This window comes from Flavobacterium humidisoli, assembly GCF_023272795.1.
Classification (GTDB): domain Bacteria; phylum Bacteroidota; class Bacteroidia; order Flavobacteriales; family Flavobacteriaceae; genus Flavobacterium; species Flavobacterium humidisoli.
In genome coordinates this window covers 5,455,772-5,471,409 of record NZ_CP096829.1, presented here as the reverse complement: position 1 = coordinate 5,471,409, position 15,638 = coordinate 5,455,772, and the positions used below count along the sequence as shown (strand labels likewise).

General features: G+C 34.2%; 17 protein-coding genes. 7 read left to right on the top strand and 10 right to left on the bottom strand.

The annotated features are described in order from the left end of the window. The first annotated feature begins 17 nt into the window (after window positions 1–17). The 6 genes from M0M44_RS23005 to M0M44_RS22980 are packed head-to-tail and all read left to right on the top strand — an operon-like array spanning window position 18 to window position 3,498. A complete protein-coding gene (locus tag M0M44_RS23005) occupies window positions 18–1,355 on the top strand; it encodes a 2TM domain-containing protein (protein ID WP_248727835.1) in 1,338 nt (445 codons plus the stop codon). Then, complete coding sequence (locus tag M0M44_RS23000) at window positions 1,355–1,678, top strand: 2TM domain-containing protein (protein WP_248727834.1); 324 nt, start codon at window positions 1,355–1,357, stop codon at window positions 1,676–1,678. Before M0M44_RS23005 ends, M0M44_RS23000 begins: the two co-directional genes overlap by 1 nt. After that, window positions 1,659–1,988 carry a 2TM domain-containing protein gene (locus M0M44_RS22995; RefSeq protein ID WP_248727833.1) on the top strand — a complete coding sequence of 110 codons (330 nt, stop codon included), beginning with the start codon at window positions 1,659–1,661 and terminating at the stop codon, window positions 1,986–1,988. The genes M0M44_RS23000 and M0M44_RS22995 overlap by 20 nt, the downstream gene beginning before the upstream one ends. Window positions 1,989–1,990: 2 nt before the next feature. Beyond that, a complete protein-coding gene (locus M0M44_RS22990; protein WP_248727832.1) occupies window positions 1,991–2,296 on the top strand; it encodes a 2TM domain-containing protein in 306 nt (101 codons plus the stop codon). 13 nt (window positions 2,297–2,309) lie between these two features. Beyond that, window positions 2,310–2,690, top strand: coding sequence for a 2TM domain-containing protein (locus M0M44_RS22985; protein ID WP_248727831.1), 381 nt, complete (start codon window positions 2,310–2,312; stop codon window positions 2,688–2,690). Window positions 2,691–2,730: 40 nt separating this feature from the next. Beyond that, on the top strand, window positions 2,731–3,498 hold the full coding sequence (locus M0M44_RS22980) for a LytR/AlgR family response regulator transcription factor (protein ID WP_248727830.1): 768 nt from the start codon (window positions 2,731–2,733) through the stop codon (window positions 3,496–3,498). A gap of 262 nt (window positions 3,499–3,760) precedes the next feature. Here M0M44_RS22980 and M0M44_RS22975 read toward each other — a convergent pair whose 3' ends face one another. Both M0M44_RS22975 and M0M44_RS22970 read right to left on the bottom strand, forming a co-directional pair. After that, complete coding sequence (locus M0M44_RS22975; protein WP_095930986.1) at window positions 3,761–4,786, bottom strand: COX15/CtaA family protein; 1,026 nt, start codon at window positions 4,784–4,786, stop codon at window positions 3,761–3,763. 15 nt (window positions 4,787–4,801) lie between these two features. Further along, window positions 4,802–6,235, bottom strand: a complete 1,434-nt coding sequence (locus tag M0M44_RS22970) for a CCA tRNA nucleotidyltransferase (RefSeq protein ID WP_248727829.1) — start codon at window positions 6,233–6,235, stop codon at window positions 4,802–4,804. 317 nt (window positions 6,236–6,552) lie between these two features. Between M0M44_RS22970 and yaaA the strand changes: the two genes are divergently transcribed. After that, on the top strand, window positions 6,553–7,311 hold the full coding sequence (gene yaaA, locus M0M44_RS22965; RefSeq protein ID WP_248727828.1) for a peroxide stress protein YaaA: 759 nt from the start codon (window positions 6,553–6,555) through the stop codon (window positions 7,309–7,311). Window positions 7,312–7,504: 193 nt separating this feature from the next. Here yaaA and M0M44_RS22960 read toward each other — a convergent pair whose 3' ends face one another. The 8 genes from M0M44_RS22960 to trpB all read right to left on the bottom strand — a co-directional run bounded on the left by M0M44_RS22960 (window position 7,505) and on the right by trpB (window position 15,638). Next, the gene (locus M0M44_RS22960) at window positions 7,505–9,091 is read right to left on the bottom strand and encodes an MDR family MFS transporter (RefSeq protein WP_248727827.1); all 1,587 of its coding nucleotides are present in this window, start codon (window positions 9,089–9,091) and stop codon (window positions 7,505–7,507) included. 5 nt (window positions 9,092–9,096) lie between these two features. Beyond that, complete coding sequence (locus M0M44_RS22955; RefSeq protein ID WP_095929088.1) at window positions 9,097–10,176, bottom strand: HlyD family secretion protein; 1,080 nt, start codon at window positions 10,174–10,176, stop codon at window positions 9,097–9,099. Window positions 10,177–10,188: 12 nt separating this feature from the next. Beyond that, complete coding sequence (locus tag M0M44_RS22950; RefSeq protein WP_248727826.1) at window positions 10,189–11,508, bottom strand: TolC family protein; 1,320 nt, start codon at window positions 11,506–11,508, stop codon at window positions 10,189–10,191. Then, on the bottom strand, window positions 11,498–12,127 hold the full coding sequence (locus M0M44_RS22945) for a TetR/AcrR family transcriptional regulator (protein ID WP_248727825.1): 630 nt from the start codon (window positions 12,125–12,127) through the stop codon (window positions 11,498–11,500). Before M0M44_RS22945 ends, M0M44_RS22950 begins: the two co-directional genes overlap by 11 nt. A gap of 274 nt (window positions 12,128–12,401) precedes the next feature. Continuing rightward, complete coding sequence (trpA, locus tag M0M44_RS22940) at window positions 12,402–13,163, bottom strand: tryptophan synthase subunit alpha (RefSeq protein WP_248727824.1); 762 nt, start codon at window positions 13,161–13,163, stop codon at window positions 12,402–12,404. A gap of 102 nt (window positions 13,164–13,265) precedes the next feature. Next, window positions 13,266–14,003: a carbon-nitrogen hydrolase family protein gene (locus M0M44_RS22935; RefSeq protein ID WP_248727823.1), complete on the bottom strand. Its 738-nt coding sequence runs from the start codon at window positions 14,001–14,003 to the stop codon at window positions 13,266–13,268. Window positions 14,004–14,009: 6 nt separating this feature from the next. After that, window positions 14,010–14,330, bottom strand: a complete 321-nt coding sequence (locus tag M0M44_RS22930) for a gamma-glutamylcyclotransferase family protein (protein WP_248727822.1) — start codon at window positions 14,328–14,330, stop codon at window positions 14,010–14,012. 126 nt (window positions 14,331–14,456) lie between these two features. After that, complete coding sequence (gene trpB, locus M0M44_RS22925; protein WP_111363367.1) at window positions 14,457–15,638, bottom strand: tryptophan synthase subunit beta; 1,182 nt, start codon at window positions 15,636–15,638, stop codon at window positions 14,457–14,459.

Below are 15,638 nucleotides of genomic sequence, written 5' to 3'. Positions count from 1 at the left end.
ATAGTTTATAAAACATTATGATATTAAAACCTAATTTGTTAAAAGCATGCTTAGTTGGAGGAATAGTATTTTTATTTTCTTTTCTAATTCGGTTCGCCTCTTTAGGAACAGCAGTTTTCACCAAGAATCTTTACATTTATTTCTTGTACTGCATGCTTTACAGTGTGGTTTTGTATATCGTAAACGTTGTTCTTTTTGAGTTTTTAGATAGAGTCTTCCGAGAGAATCCATATTCGTTAAAGAGAATTTTAATTGGTTTTGCAAGTTCGTTTTTAGTGTCGATGATTGTAATTGGAGTATTGCGTTTGTTTACAAGTGTAATAATCGAGAATAAAACAATTATAGGTTTTCTTGCCAATGAAAAAGCAGAAAATTATATCGAATCTGCAGTAATGACTTTTATTGTGCTTTTGTTTTTTCATGGACTTAATTTTTATAAGCTCTATCAGGAAAATAAGGTAACGCAGCAGAAAATTATTGCGGGAACGGCAAATGCGAAATTCGAAAGTTTAAAAAATCAGATCGATCCGCATTTTCTTTTTAACAGCTTAAATGTTCTAAGTTCTTTGATTGAAGAAAATCCAGATAATGCGCAGCGATTTACAACTTCTCTTTCTAAAATTTATAGATATGTTTTAGAACAGAAAGACAAAGAATTGGTTTCGGTTGAAGACGAATTGTCGTTTGCAAAAACCTATATGAATCTGCTGAAAATGCGCTTTGAAAATAGTTTGTTTTACGAATTGCCAACAGAAAACATCAATCCAGAAGCCAAAGTGGTGCCACTTTCTTTACAGCTTTTGCTGGAGAATACGGTAAAACACAATGTAGTAAGTGAGCAAAAACCGCTTCATATTAGAATTTTTATTGATAAAGATTATCTGGCGATTCAGAATGATCTTCAGAAAAAAGAAGTTTTGCAGGACAGGCAAGGTGTAGGACTGCAAAATATTGTAAACAGATACGGAATTATAACAGATAGAAAAGTGAAAATTGAGGAAGATGGAAAGAATTTCACCGTTAGAATTCCAATTTTAACAAAACAAATTGCGGTTATGGAAATGAGTGCAGAATATACCGATGAAGCAAAAGCGTATTATAGAGCCAAAAAGCGAGTAGAGGAACTGAAAGGATTTTACGGAAATATAATTTCATATTGTTGTGTGATTCCGTTCCTGATTTTTATTAATCTAAGATTTTCACCACAATTTCAATGGTTTTGGTTTTCAGCTTTAGGCTGGGGATTTGGAGTTGCAATGCATGCTTTTAAAGTTTTTGGATACAGCTCAGATTGGGAAGAAAGAAAAATTCGCGAGATTTTAGAGAAAGATAACAAACAAAAAACGTGGAAATAATGGAAAATAATTTCACAGAAACAGTTCGCTATTATGATGCTCAGAAAAAAGTAAAAGAGATAAGAGGATTTTACGAGCATTTGACTGTGTACGTTTTATGTAATCCAATTGTGATTGTTGTAAATTATATGACTTCTCCAGAATATCTTTGGTGGGTTTGGTCTGTGATGGGCTGGGGAATGGCAATAATTTTGCACGGACTGAAAGTTTTTAGCCTTCCGCCTTTCTTTAATAAGAAATGGGAACAGAAAAAGATTCAGGAAATTCTAGAAAAAGAAAATAAACAGCGACTAGAAAGTAATTATGGAAACAAATCTGAGTAATGATCAAGAAGAAGTAATACTGCAAGAATTAGCAAGTAAAAAAGTAATTCAGCTGAAATCTTTTTACAAGCATTTATTCATTTACATCCTTGCACTGATTGTTTTTCTTTTAAAAGAATATACCAATCTGCCATTGCAGTTTTTTCCGGTAAAATATCTCAATTGGGTAGTTGTAATTATTTGGTCGGCTGTTATAGTGGGTTCTGCAATCGATCTGTTTGCTTCATATAAGATTTTTGGACAAGAATGGGAAGAACGAAAATTGAGAAGCATTTTAGAAAAAAAATATAAAAAACAAAAATGGGAATAATCATGGAAACGAATTTAAGCGAGGAAGAAAGATATATTCAGGCAAGAAAAAAAGTTGAAAACTTAAAAGGATTTTATGGAAATCTAGTTGCTTACATATTGGTAAATGCAATTTTGATTTTTATAAACCTTTATACATCACCTCAATATCTATGGTTTTTTTGGCCCTTACTATGGTGGGGAGTTGGAGTAGTTTTTCACGGATTAAAAGTCTTTGAGGTTTTTCCAGGAATGGGTAAAGAATGGGAAGAAAGAAAAATCAAAGAATTTATGGAGAAGGAAAAACAGAATAAAAACAAGTGGAAATAATTAAAATATAGTTATGGGACGTTTTAGAAGAAATATGTACGAGGATTACGCAAAACAACATTTTGGAGAACATACAGACGATGAGAATTATAATGCAGCTTATAGAAGGGTAAAAAAACTAAAAGGATTTTACTCGCACGTAAAAGTTTACATTATTGTAAATATTATCATTATTGTCTCAAGTATAACCCGAGATAACTTTAATGAAGGAATGGATTTTAGCGGTTTGACGGAATGGCACACATATTCGACTGCATTTTTCTGGGGAATTGGTTTACTAGCTCACGGATTATCTGTATTTGGTACTGATTGGTTTTTTGGGTCAGATTGGGAGAAGAGAAAAATCCAAAAATACATGGAAAAAGATACCGCAAATAAAAATAAATGGGAGTAACTTTGAATTCATAATTTTTTCAAATTTCATAGTATAGTAAATGATCACATTAATTATAGAAGACGAAAAACCAGCTGCAAGATTGCTGCAAAGAAAACTTGAAAAGTTAGATGTAACTGTGGAAACAATGCTTCACTCTGTTGAAGAATCTGTGCAATGGTTTGAAAATAATCCGCATCCGGATCTGATTTTTCTGGATATCCAGCTGTCTGATGGTTTGTCTTTTGAGATTTTTGAAAAAATAGATATTAAAAGCGCCATTATTTTTACTACCGCGTATGATGAATATGCATTAAAGGCTTTTAAGCTAAATAGTATTGATTATCTTCTAAAACCTATTGATGAAGATGATTTGGAAACGGCTGTTTCTAAATTCAAAACAAGACTTCCTAAAGCTGCGGCAGAATCTTCAAATCTACATTTAGATTTTGAACAGATTCGCCAAATGCTGTCAAATCCTTTTGAAAAAAGCTATAAAAAAAGATTTACAGTTAAAATTGGTCAGCATCTAAAAGTCATTACTACAGAAGAAATTGAATGTTTTTTTAGTGAAAATAAAGGAACTTACATTCATACGTACGACAATCGCGATTATTTGATCGATTCCACTTTAGAAATTCTAGAGCAGGAACTAGACAAAAAGGATTTCTTTCGCGTAAGCAGAAAATTTATTGTTCCGTTAAAAGCAATTAAAGAAATTCAGGTTTATACTAATTCTCGACTTAAAGTGATTCTTCCAACTTATAAAGAAGATGAGGTTATTGTAAGCCGAGAAAAAGTACAAGATTTTAAGACTTGGCTAGGATAAAAGCTTTTTTAAAATTAGAAATTCAAGAGATTTCAATTGAGTAAGACCCCAGCGGGGTGAAATATTTATAGAATTACAATAAACAATTAAAATAAGCTCCAGAGGAGCGGCATATATTAAAACTGAAAAAATAAATATGTCGCTCCTTCGGAGCTTTATACTGTAAACTTTTATCTTTTGCTATAAATATTTCGCTTCTCTGAAGCTTACAAAAAAAGCTGTCCTTTTGAGACAGCTTTTTTATATTTTAATATATTTCGATTTATTTACTCAATCTATGCAATGTATAAGTCATGGCGCTCAAAAGGAAAAACGCCATAATTTGGTGAATTAATCCTAAAGCCAATGGCACACTGTATAATAAAGTGAAAACTCCCAATAAAAACTGAATGAAAACAAAAACGACTAAAGTCTTGATTCCGTTTGCCTGAGTATGAGTAAGCGTATATTTTTTGCTTTTGAAGAAAAGAAAAAGAATAATTGCAACAACTACATAAGCAAAAGTTCTGTGTACAAACTGAACACCGCTTTTTCCTTCAATTAAATTCTTAACTAAAGACGATTGTTCAATAAAAACCGATTCGTGAATAAATTCTCCATCGCTCATTAAAGGCCAGTGATTATGAATTAGTCCTGCATTTAAACCAGCTACAAATCCGCCGTAAATAATTTGAATTAATAAAGCGACTAAAGCATATCTTGCAATATTTCTAAGCGGTAGAATTTTGTTGATATTTCTTTCTGGGTAGATTAAATCTAATGCAACCCAAAGTGTGTATGCGAAAGTAATGAATGCGAAAGTTAAGTGTAATGAAAGTCTGAAGTGGCTAACATCTGGATTGTCAATTAACCCGCTTCTTACCATAAACCAGCCTAAGAATCCTTGGAAAGCTCCCATCGCCAAAAGAACAATGCATTTTTTAATCGTGTCTGTATCTAATTTCTTTTTGGCTAAAAAGTAAACGAACGGAACAAAGAAAACCAAACCAATAATACGGCCGATGAAACGGTGAAACCATTCCCAGAAATAGATGAATTTATAATCTGCCAATTGGAAATCGTTATGAATATTGATTTTCTGATACTCTGGAAATTTTTTGTACTCGTCAAAAGCGGCCTGCCATTTGGCATCTGTCAAAGGCGGGAAGGTATCGGTTACCAAATGCCAGTCGGTCATAGATAAACCTGAATTGGTCAAACGGGTAATTCCTCCCACAACGACCATTAAAAACAATAAAACACAGCCTGATAGTAACCAAATGATTACTGATTTATTCTCTTTTTTCATTTTATTAAATACTACTTATTTTTCTACTTTTTTTAAGCCCAATTTCTCAGCTCTTTTAATCACAAAATCATAAGCCGCCTGATATTCATTTGGAATAACGCCTTCTAAAATAGCTTCTTTTACCGCTTCTTTCAAAACTCCGATTTCGCGTGAAGGCTTTAAATCGAATATTTCCATAATTTCTTCGCCCGAGATTGGCGGTTGGAAATTACGAACATGATCGCGTTCTTCTACTTCAACGATCTTCTTACGGACAAGCTCAAAGTTCTTGTGATATTTCTTAAATTTTGATGGATTTTTAGTTGTGATATCCGCTTCGCACAAAGTCATTAAATTTTCAACATCTTCGCCAGCATCAAAAACCAAACGGCGAACGGCGCTGTCGGTTACAATATCTTGTGCCAAAACGATTGGACGAGAACTCATAATAACCATTTTTTGCACAAATTTCATTTTGTGGTTCAATGGCATATGCAGACGTTCGAATATTTTCTTCGCCATTTTTCCACCTAAAAACTCATGTCCGTGAAAAGTCCAGCCTTGTTTTTTAGTGAAACGTTTAGTGGGCGCTTTCCCAATGTCATGCAATAAAGCCGACCAACGAAGCCAAACATCATCTGTGTTTGGACAAATATTGTCGACAACTTCCAACGTATGATAGAAATTGTTTTTATGCGTATGGCCTTCAATTTCTTCAACCTGATTCAAAGCAGTCAATTCAGGTAAAATAATATCCAAAAGTCCTGTTTTGTATAAAAGTAAAAATCCTCTCGAAGGTTTATCCGTCATGAGAATTTTGTTTAACTCATCAACGATTCTTTCGCCAGAAATAATTTTAATGCGATCTGCATTTTTTGTGATTGCATTCAAAGAATTTTCTTCGATATCGAAATTCAATTGTGTTGCAAAACGAATCGCACGAAGCATTCGCAAAGGATCATCAGAATAAGTAATATCTGGATCCAAAGGTGTTTTGATTGTTTTATTTTCTAAATCGGTTAAACCATCAAAAGGGTCTAAAAGATCTCCAAAATTATTTTTATTTAAAGATAAAGCAAAAGCATTGATTGTAAAATCTCGACGATTTTGATCGTCTTGCAAAGTTCCGTTTTCCACAATCGGATTTCGGCTATCACGATTGTAAGATTCTTTTCGGGCGCCAACAAACTCAATATCGGTATCTTCAAAACGAAGCATGGCTGTTCCGTAAGTTTTAAAAACCTGAACTTTTGGTTTATTCGGAAGTAAATCTGAAACTTTAAGCGCTAATTCGATGCCGCTTCCAACAGCAACTACATCAATATCTTTTTTAGAACCTCGATTTAAAAGCAAATCACGAACAAATCCTCCTATCACATAAGAGTCAACGTTTAATTCCTGAGAAGCTTTCGAAATAATATCGAAGATTTTGTTTTGTAAAGCAGTTTTGTAATTTGTTTGTATCGCCACGAATTCACTGATTATAGAGTAAAAATGCAATTTCAAATTTCTAAGAAATGAAATGCATGCAAATTTACAACATAGAAAATGCCTTTTATAATCTACAGCCTAATTTTTTGAGTAAATTCACAATTTTTCAACTGAAATTTATCAAAACAAAAAGAGAAACGGTTAATTTCACAAATCAATATAGATTAAACTCATAGATTGCAAAAAAATAATTCGTGAATTCGTGGCAGAAAAAATAAAGCTATAGAACAAATCAATTACAATAATCTGTTTTTAGAAATGCAATTTGTATTTTTGAATCATAGAAAAATGCACACATGAAAATTGTTATATCTCCAGCGAAATCACTGAATTTCGAAAAAGAATTACCAACATCACAATATACAGAACCTTCATTTTTAAAAGAAGCAAGAGTGGTTCATAAAGTAGTAAAACAAAAAAAGCCCTCTGAATTATCAGAATTAATGTCAATCTCAGACAAATTAGCCGATTTAAACTGGAAGAGAAACCAAGATTGGAAAACGCCTTTCACACCAGAAAATGCGCGTCCTGCGGTTTATACATTTGATGGTGACGTTTATACCGGTTTAGATGCTTATACAATTCCTTTAGAAAAATTAGATGTTTTGCAAGATAAATTGAGAATTTTATCTGGATTATATGGTCTTTTAAAACCATTAGATCTAATGCAGGCATACCGTTTAGAAATGGGAACTAAAATGCCAGTTGCCGAATCTAAAAACCTGCATGAATTCTGGAAACCAACAGTAACTAAAGCTTTGAATAAAGAATTGAAAAAGGGTGAGTTATTCGTGAATTTAGCGAGCAATGAATATTTTTCGGCTGTTGATGTAAAAGCTTTGAAAGTGCCCGTAATTACTCCAGATTTCAAGGATTACAAAGATGGAAAACTAAAAATGATCAGTTTCTTTGCGAAAAAGGCGAGGGGGATGATGGTTCGTTATATAATTGATACCAATGCAGAAACGATTGACGATTTAAAAGGCTTTAATTACGAAGGATATCAGTTTGATGCCAATCTTTCTAAAGGAAATCATTTGGTTTTTACTCGTTAGAAATTAGTAAAAGTACAAAGATTCAAAGGAGCTAAGGTACTAAGTTTCTTTTTCTTTGTGTTTTTAACTTTACGTTTTATCGCCTCTTAAAAATAAATTCTTTGCGCTCTTTGGGTCAAAATGAAAATAAAAAACAACGCCGAATTCAATTAAGAATTCGGCGTTTATGCGTATTATAAAATTACTATTATCATTAATGCATTGCGTCGGCTGCACTAATTTTGTTCTTCCCTTTCTTAATAAAGAGAATAATCGGTATGCAACATAAAAACATGATTCCAAGATACATGAAAATATCCATGTATGCCATTACAGTACTTTGCTTCATTACTGACATTTCAATAGCCTGATACGCTTTTTTCAAAGCAACATCTGCACTATATCCTTTTGCCATGAACGCGTGCTGCATTCCTGCAATTCGCTGCTGTACTTCAAACTTGGCAGGATCTAGGTTATTAATTAAATCTACTCGGTGTGACTGGCTGAAACGTGTGATGAAAGTAGTAATAATTGCGATACCAAAAGATCCGCCTAACTGACGCATCATTCCTGTAAATGCTGCTCCTTCACCAATTTGTTTTCCTTTCAAAGTAGAAAGAGAAAGTGTTGTAATTGGCACGAAAAGTAGTCCTAAACCAATTCCTCTTAAAATTAAAGGCCAATACATATGTTCAACTCCTGTATCTGGTGTCATTCGACTATACATCATAAAAGTAAAGAAGAAGAAAACTAAAAATCCTACTCCAACCATATAACCTTGCGGCACACCTTTTTGAATCATGTTTCCAACAAAAGGCATCATAATTGCCGTTGTGATAGAACCTGGAATCAATAATAATCCTGCATCAGTTGCTGTCCATCCTAAAATAGACTGTGTATAAATCGGAATGATTAATGTTGAACCATAAAGACCAAAACCAAGAATAAAACACATTATAGTTCCAATTCTAAGGTTACCATCTTTTAAAACGCTTAAGTTTACGATCGGATGTTTGTAGGTAAGCTCTCTCCATATAAAAAGAACCAGTCCTAAAACCGTCACAACACTTAAAGTTACGATTGTTGAATCGTTAAACCAGTCGTCTTGCTGTCCGTGCTCTAAAACGAATTGTAAAGAACCGATAAAAGCACTTAACAAAATGATTCCCCACCAGTCAACCTGATTGGCTTTTAGTTTTTCTCCATATTTCGGACTTCTAACAAATGTTAAAGCCAAAATAGTTGCAATAATTCCCAACGGAATATTGATATAGAAAATGTAAGGCCAAGAATAATTGTCTACTAAATATCCTCCTAAAGGCGGACCTAAAGTTGGACCAACGATTACACCCATACCGTAAATAGCCTGTGCCATTCCACGTTTTGCTACGGGGTAACTTTCTGTAATAATCGTTTGGGCTGTTACTAGTAAAGCTCCTCCACCCATACCTTGTACGAAACGGAAAGCTACTAGCTCCCAAATATTAGTGGCATTACCACACAAAAAAGAACAGACTGTAAATATTATAATGGAAGCCACAAAATAGTTACGTCTTCCAAATTGCTGTGATAGCCAGCTCGTCATCGGAATTACAATAACATTCGCAATAGCGTATGCTGTAATTACCCATGCCACATCGGTCAAGGTAGCACCAAGACTTCCGCGCATGTCAGTTAGCGCTACGTTTACAATCGTCGTATCTACAATTTCCAGCAGTGCACAAAGTACTGCTGTAATCGTAATGACAACACGTCTGAAACCGTATTCTACTAAATCGTCATCTTGTACTGCTGTTGCCATTTATTTTATTTCAAATGTACATCTACATCAACATTCATTCCTGGTCTTAAAAGTTTTACTTTCTCAGGATCGTTTGATTCATCTATACTAATTTTTACTGGTAATCTCTGAATTGTTTTTACGAAGTTTCCTGTTGCGTTGTCAGGAGGTAATAATGAAAAACGAGATCCTGTAGCAGGAGAGAAAGAAGTTACAGTACCTTTAAACTCATAGTTTGGATATGCATCTACTTTTAAACTTACTTTTTGTCCCACAACCATTTTGTTTAATTGTGTTTCTTTAAAGTTTGCTACAACCCAAGCTTCGTTGTTGTTAATGATGTAGAATAAAGATTGTCCTGGCTGAACTAATTGTCCTGGCTGAATATCAACTTTAGAAACCTGACCGTCAATTGCAGCAGTTACTACTGTATAAGAAAGGTTTAAGTGAGCTACATCTAGCATTGTTTTTGCTTTTTTGATATTTGCTGCAGCAACTTCTGTCTGTTTGTCTGAAACTTTAGATTTTGACTGAATAACAGATTTTTGGTAAGAAGTAGCTTTTTGCTGTTGTTCTAAAACACGTACTTGGTTTTCAGCTTCTTCTTTTGCTGTTAAAGCTTGCTCATATTGTTGTTTTGTAATAGTATGAGTTTTGTACAAGTTGTTGTAACGGTTATAATCGTTTGTAAGCTGTCTCAATCTAATTCTTGCACTTTCGATAGAACCGGTTGCAGATCTCATTTGAGCATCAGATACAGAGATGCTTGCATAAGCACTTCCAATATCAGCTTTTGCAGCTTCGTACTGACCTTCAGCACCTAATAAAGCAGCATTAGCTTCATCAATCTTTAATTGATAATCTCTCTTGTCAATAGTAAATAAAGTATCTCCTTTTTTTACATAATCATTATCTTTCACATAAACTTTGCTGATATACCCAGAAACTCTTGGGATAATCGGGTTCATTTTTTTCTCGATTTGAGCATCATCCGTTTCTTCGTGAGCTTGACCGTGTAGGTATTTAGATATTCCGTAAGTTCCGCCTCCTAAAATCAGAACTGCAAGTATGATGATGAATTTTTTATTTGTTTTTTTCTTTTCCATGAGAGCTATCGATTATATTTTAGAAAGATTGAATGATTGTGATAATTGTCCTGATACTGAAAGTAATTCGTAATATTTTTGAATAATGGTTGCTTTGGCTACAGCAGTATTGATTTTGGCACTTAATTGTTCAACATCAGCTTCAACCAAATCATTGGTATCAGCAAGACCGTTGTCAAATTTATCTTTTACCAATCGGTAATTTTCCGCAGCCTGTTGAAGCGCTTCTTCGTAAACCACACTTTGATTGATAGCCAAGTCATAATCTTCAATAGATTTTTGAACTTCAACTTTAATGCGGTCTGTCATTATTGATTCTGTATTTTTCACTTCAAGAGCTTTACTTTCAGCCTCTCTTACGTGCGCACTGTTTTTTAAGATTCCAGATAAATCATAAGATAAACCTAAACCAAAATTCATTGCATATTTTACAGTAATAATATCTTTAAGATCTAGAGCAGTGTAACCTCCAAGTAATGAAAGCGTTGGGTAGTATCCCGCTTTGGCAATCTTAACATTTGCCTCAGAAGCTTTTTGCTGTAAACGAATAGCTTCTAAATCTTTTCTGTTTTCAAGAGCCATTGCATCTGTTGTAGGTGCTCCAGTTGTTTTTAGATTGAAAAAATCGTCCTCATTTACCTGTATTTTCACAGTTGGGTTTAATTTAAGCAATGTTGTCAAATAGAAATTGATGTTATTGATATTGTTATTAGCCTCATCAATTGATAATTGTGTTTTTGAAACCAACAATTGTGCTTTCAATAAATCATTTCTAGGGATAATTCCGTTTTTCTCCAATTCGATAAAATCAGTAACACGCTGTTTAGCGCTTTTTTGATTTTCATTTAGAGCATCTAAAGTTTTTTGTGCCTTATACAAAGCGGTGTAATAAGTAATTACTCTTAGAGCAATATCTTCTTTCGTTTTGGCAGCATTTGCACTTTCAGCTTCATATAAGTTATCATATGCATCAATGCTGCTTTGTATTTTAAAACCAGCAAAAATAGGTAAACTTAAATTTGCCATACCCAGCATTGCTCGGTCTGGAGAAGCTAGAGAAGCACTTTCACCCTGATTTGGAAGATCAATAGAAGCCTTTGTAAGACGTTGATACTGGCCAGAGATTTTTAAATCAGGATATTGGTTATTCTTAACCGTCTGTAATTCGTATTTTTTTGTGTTTACCTTAGTGTTGGCAAGCGTAACTTCGTCACTCTTTTCCCATGCCATTTTCACGGCTTCGCCTAAGGTTAAACTTGTTTTTTCTTGTGCTTCTACTGAAGATATTCCAATAAAGAAAACTCCAAAGAGCATTAATTGACTAATTTTCATAAACAAGTAGCGCTTTTATAGTTTGTTGAATGTGCTTTGTAAGATCGTTTTTAATGTAATTGTTAAACATTTCTTCTGTTTTCAAATCAAATAATTCTTCGAAGAAAGAGCGATTCATGTGAAAGTGAAAAAAGGTCCCGATAATTGTTGGTGTAATGAGCTGGATGTTTACATCTTTTCTAAAAACCCCTAGAGCTTGGCCTTGCTTAATAATGCTTTCGACTGATTTTAAATTTCCTTTTTTAAGTTCAGTAAAAGCTTGAAGGCTTTTTTCTCTCTTTTTATTGTAAAGCTCAAAGTGTAAAACCCTGTAAATCCCTTTGTTAAGGCAAATTCTGTTAATGTAAATTTCGATTAATTTATTGACTTTTTCAAGAGGTTCTATATTTTCTTGCAATAAATTTTCGAGTTGTAGTTTTAAATCAACAGTTTTGTGAAAAATAAGAGCTTCCAGTAATCTTTCTTTTGAACCAAAATAATAAGAGACCATGGCAATGTTAATTTTGGCCTCTTTGGAGATATCCCGTATCGATGTACCCTCAAATCCTTTCTCAGAAAATAGCCTTTCTGCAACATTAAGAATCTGAATTTTTTTATCGTTCAATTCGATGTGTGACATGGTATTGTTTCTAATCGGATGCAAAATTAAACACTTGTTTAATTTAAACACTTGTTTAATTTTATTTTAACATAATATTAACATAAAACGGTTTCGATATTTGAGCACAAAAAAAGCTGAAACACTTGGTATTTCAGCTGTATTTTTTTTTGTCATTCCGACGAAGGAGGAATCACACTAGAAATTCCGCAAAAGATATTGTCAATCTTTGTCGAGTTACGAGTGTCATTCTGAGGAACGAAGAATGACAAATTATAATGTTTATTCTAAATAACTATCGAATCTCTCCAACAAATTCCTCAATTTTTCCAGTCCCATTTTCCGCTAAATGTTTTATAAAAGCACTTCCAATAATAGCGCCTTTAGCATATTTAGTTGCCTGATTGAAAGTTTCTTTGTTCGAAATTCCGAAACCAACGATTTGAGGATTTTTTAAATTCAGATTTGCTATTCTTTCGAAATAACTTTCTTGAACATCTCCAAATCCAGATTGCGAACCGGTAACGCTTGCAGAACTTACCATATAAATAAATCCGTTTGAAACGCTGTCGATAAAACGAATACGTTCGTCTGAAGTTTGAGGTGTGATCAGGAAAACGTTGATTAAACCATATTTTTCGAAAATAGCTTTATATTCATCTGCATACACATCAACCGGAAGGTCTGGAATAATTAAACCATCAATTCCGATTTCAGCACATTTCTGGCAGAAAGCTTCAACTCCGTATTGCAACATCGGATTAAAATAGCCCATAATAATCAACGGAATTTTTACGCTTTCGCGGATGTTCTTCAGTTGGTCAAAAAGAATTTGAGTTGTCATTCCGTTATGAAGCGCTTGTGTAGAACTCGCCTGAATGGTTGGCCCATCTGCCAAAGGATCGCTGAAAGGCAATCCGATTTCGATTAAATCAACTCCATTTTTTTCTAAATCTTGAATAATCTGCACGGTATCGTTTAAGTTTGGATATCCGGCAGAAAAATAGATCGAAAGTATCTTTTTATCTTCTTGTAATTTCTGAGTTATTCTGTTCATTTTATTTATGTTTTCTCCTGCAAGGTTTTCAAAACCTTATAGGTATTTTTGTTTAATTGTTTGTAGGCCTATAAGGTTTTGAAAACCTTACAGGAAGTTTTGCTAGGCGACAATAATTTTACTTGTCCAATTATCGTTTTGTTTTTCAACCAATAGTAATCCAGAATCAGAATCATTCATTTGTGCAACTAAATCTCCTTTGCTATTCCAGAATGCACTTTGGCCTGCAGAAGGCGATCCCCAAGATTCTCCGCTGAAATTAGACATCAAAACATTCATTTTGTGTTTTTCAGCATAGTTTTGTAAATCTCTGTACGCATTCGGAATTCCGTTTGGCGAAAAGAAAATGCTTGCAATGTAAATGTCGGTGTCATTTTTAGCCGCATTTTCTGGATGCAGCGGATTGTCAATATCAGCGCAAATTGCAAAAGAAATATTTTGATTGTCAATAGTCAGCATCGGATTATAATCGAATGTCGAATCGAAGAATTCATCTTCTCCTTCATGCAAAAACTGTTTGGTGTAAATAGAAACCGAATCATCAGGGGCGATAATAAATTCGCCAATAAACAGTTTCGAATCTATTTTAATTGGTGCTCCAGCTATAATGACAATGTTATTTCTAACCGCCAATTCTTTTAAATGGTCTATTCTATAATCGTCTTCTGTGAAAATGAATGCTTCTGCATTTTCTCTTTCATAACCAGTAATAGATAATTCTGGAAATGCAATTACATTAGCACCGTTTTGAGCAGCCAATTCAATAAGCTGATAGTGGTTCAGTAAATTAGCAGATATCTCTCCACGTTTTGGTTTAGTCTGCGCTGCCGCTAAAATCATTTTGTATTATTTATTTTCTGTATAAACCCAAGCCACTCTTCCTGATTGAAGTTTGACCTGAACTCTTTTGTATGAATTAGACTCGAATTGATCTACTTTTAACAATTCTGCATTAGAAACTTCAAAAGCAATACCATGTATAATGTCTTCTAAACTTTCACTTGGTACAGCCACAACATAATCTGCCATACCAAATTCTTCTTCAATTTGTAAACTTTTAAGTTTGAAGCCCAGTATTTGATCTGGACTGCCGCTTAAAACTTTATTAAAAATCTGCATTTGAATTTGTTTAGATCTTAATGTTCCGTATGAAAATAATAGTTCCATAATTATGATTTTCTCTTTATTTATTAGCGTTAGGGATGGGAGCGGCATCCTTTTTATTTTTTCTTTAAAAATAAAAAGATATAGCGGACAGCCCGACCGTAGGGAACGCCCAAATTACAACTTTTATTACAATTTAAAGTAATCTATATAATTATCTAAATCTTTATCGCCACGGCCAGAAAGACTGATAACGACTATATCTTCTGGCTTGAATTTCTTTTGATCTAAAACGGCAAAAGCATGCGCGCTCTCGATTGCTGGAATAATTCCTTCTAATTTTGTCAATTGTAGACCAGCATTCATAGCGTCGTCATCGGTAACAGAGAAAAATTCGCCGCGTCCTGTTTGTGCCAAATGCGCATGTAAAGGCCCAACGCCTGGATAATCTAATCCTGCCGAAATAGAATAAGGTTCTGTAATTTGTCCGTCTGGTGTCTGCATTAAAAGCGTTTTACAGCCATGGATTACACCAACTTTTCCTAACTTACTTGTCGCAGCGCTGTGTCCACTGTCAACACCTTTTCCAGCAGCTTCTACAGCAATGATTCCAACTTCAGGTTCGTGTAGAAAGTGATAATATGTTCCAGCAGCGTTGCTTCCGCCACCAATACAAGCTACAACATAATCAGGGTTTTCTCGCCCTTCTTTTTCTTTTAATTGCCATTTGATTTCCTCAGAAATAATACTCTGAAAACGAGTTACCATGTCTGGATAAGGATGTGGCCCAATTGCAGATCCGATAATATAATGTGTATCAACTGGGTTATTAATCCAATCACGAATGGCTTCATTTGTAGCATCTTTTAAAGTTCTAGATCCTGAAAGTGCTGGACGAACTTCTGCGCCTAACATTTTCATACGCGCTACGTTTGGTGCCTGACGCGCAATGTCGATTTCGCCCATGTAAACGATGCATTCGATTCCCATTAAAGCACAAACGGTAGCCGTTGCCACACCATGCTGACCCGCACCAGTTTCGGCAATAATTCTTTTTTTGCCTAGACGTTTTGCCAATAAAATCTGTCCGATTGTATTGTTTACTTTGTGTGCTCCAGTATGGTTTAAGTCTTCTCTTTTTAGATAAACTTTGGTATTGTATTTCTCAGATAGACGTTTCGCAAAATACAACGGACTAGGGCGTCCAACGTAATCTTTCAGCAATTGGTTGAACTCTGCTTTAAAATCAGGTTCATCCATTATACTTAAGTATTTTTGGCGTAGTTCTTCTACATTTGGATACAGCATTTCAGGGATGTAAGCACCACCAAATTCTCCGTAATATCCTTTTTCGTTAACGTTAAAACTCAT

Coding starts and splice junctions, on each gene's coding strand:
- M0M44_RS23005 (WP_248727835.1), top strand. CDS start 18: ATGATATTAAAACCTAATTTGTTAAAAGCATGCTTAGTTGGAGGAATA.
- M0M44_RS23000 (WP_248727834.1), top strand. CDS start 1,355: ATGGAAAATAATTTCACAGAAACAGTTCGCTATTATGATGCTCAGAAA.
- M0M44_RS22995 (WP_248727833.1), top strand. CDS start 1,659: ATGGAAACAAATCTGAGTAATGATCAAGAAGAAGTAATACTGCAAGAA.
- M0M44_RS22990 (WP_248727832.1), top strand. CDS start 1,991: ATGGAAACGAATTTAAGCGAGGAAGAAAGATATATTCAGGCAAGAAAA.
- M0M44_RS22985 (WP_248727831.1), top strand. CDS start 2,310: ATGGGACGTTTTAGAAGAAATATGTACGAGGATTACGCAAAACAACAT.
- M0M44_RS22980 (WP_248727830.1), top strand. CDS start 2,731: ATGATCACATTAATTATAGAAGACGAAAAACCAGCTGCAAGATTGCTG.
- M0M44_RS22975 (WP_095930986.1), bottom strand. CDS start 4,786: ATGAAAAAAGAGAATAAATCAGTAATCATTTGGTTACTATCAGGCTGT.
- yaaA (WP_248727828.1), top strand. CDS start 6,553: ATGAAAATTGTTATATCTCCAGCGAAATCACTGAATTTCGAAAAAGAA.
- M0M44_RS22960 (WP_248727827.1), bottom strand. CDS start 9,091: ATGGCAACAGCAGTACAAGATGACGATTTAGTAGAATACGGTTTCAGA.
- M0M44_RS22955 (WP_095929088.1), bottom strand. CDS start 10,176: ATGGAAAAGAAAAAAACAAATAAAAAATTCATCATCATACTTGCAGTT.
- M0M44_RS22950 (WP_248727826.1), bottom strand. CDS start 11,508: ATGAAAATTAGTCAATTAATGCTCTTTGGAGTTTTCTTTATTGGAATA.
- M0M44_RS22945 (WP_248727825.1), bottom strand. CDS start 12,127: ATGTCACACATCGAATTGAACGATAAAAAAATTCAGATTCTTAATGTT.
- trpA (WP_248727824.1), bottom strand. CDS start 13,163: ATGAACAGAATAACTCAGAAATTACAAGAAGATAAAAAGATACTTTCG.
- M0M44_RS22935 (WP_248727823.1), bottom strand. CDS start 14,003: ATGATTTTAGCGGCAGCGCAGACTAAACCAAAACGTGGAGAGATATCT.
- M0M44_RS22930 (WP_248727822.1), bottom strand. CDS start 14,330: ATGGAACTATTATTTTCATACGGAACATTAAGATCTAAACAAATTCAA.
- trpB (WP_111363367.1), bottom strand. CDS start 15,638: ATGAGTTTTAACGTTAACGAAAAAGGATATTACGGAGAATTTGGTGGT.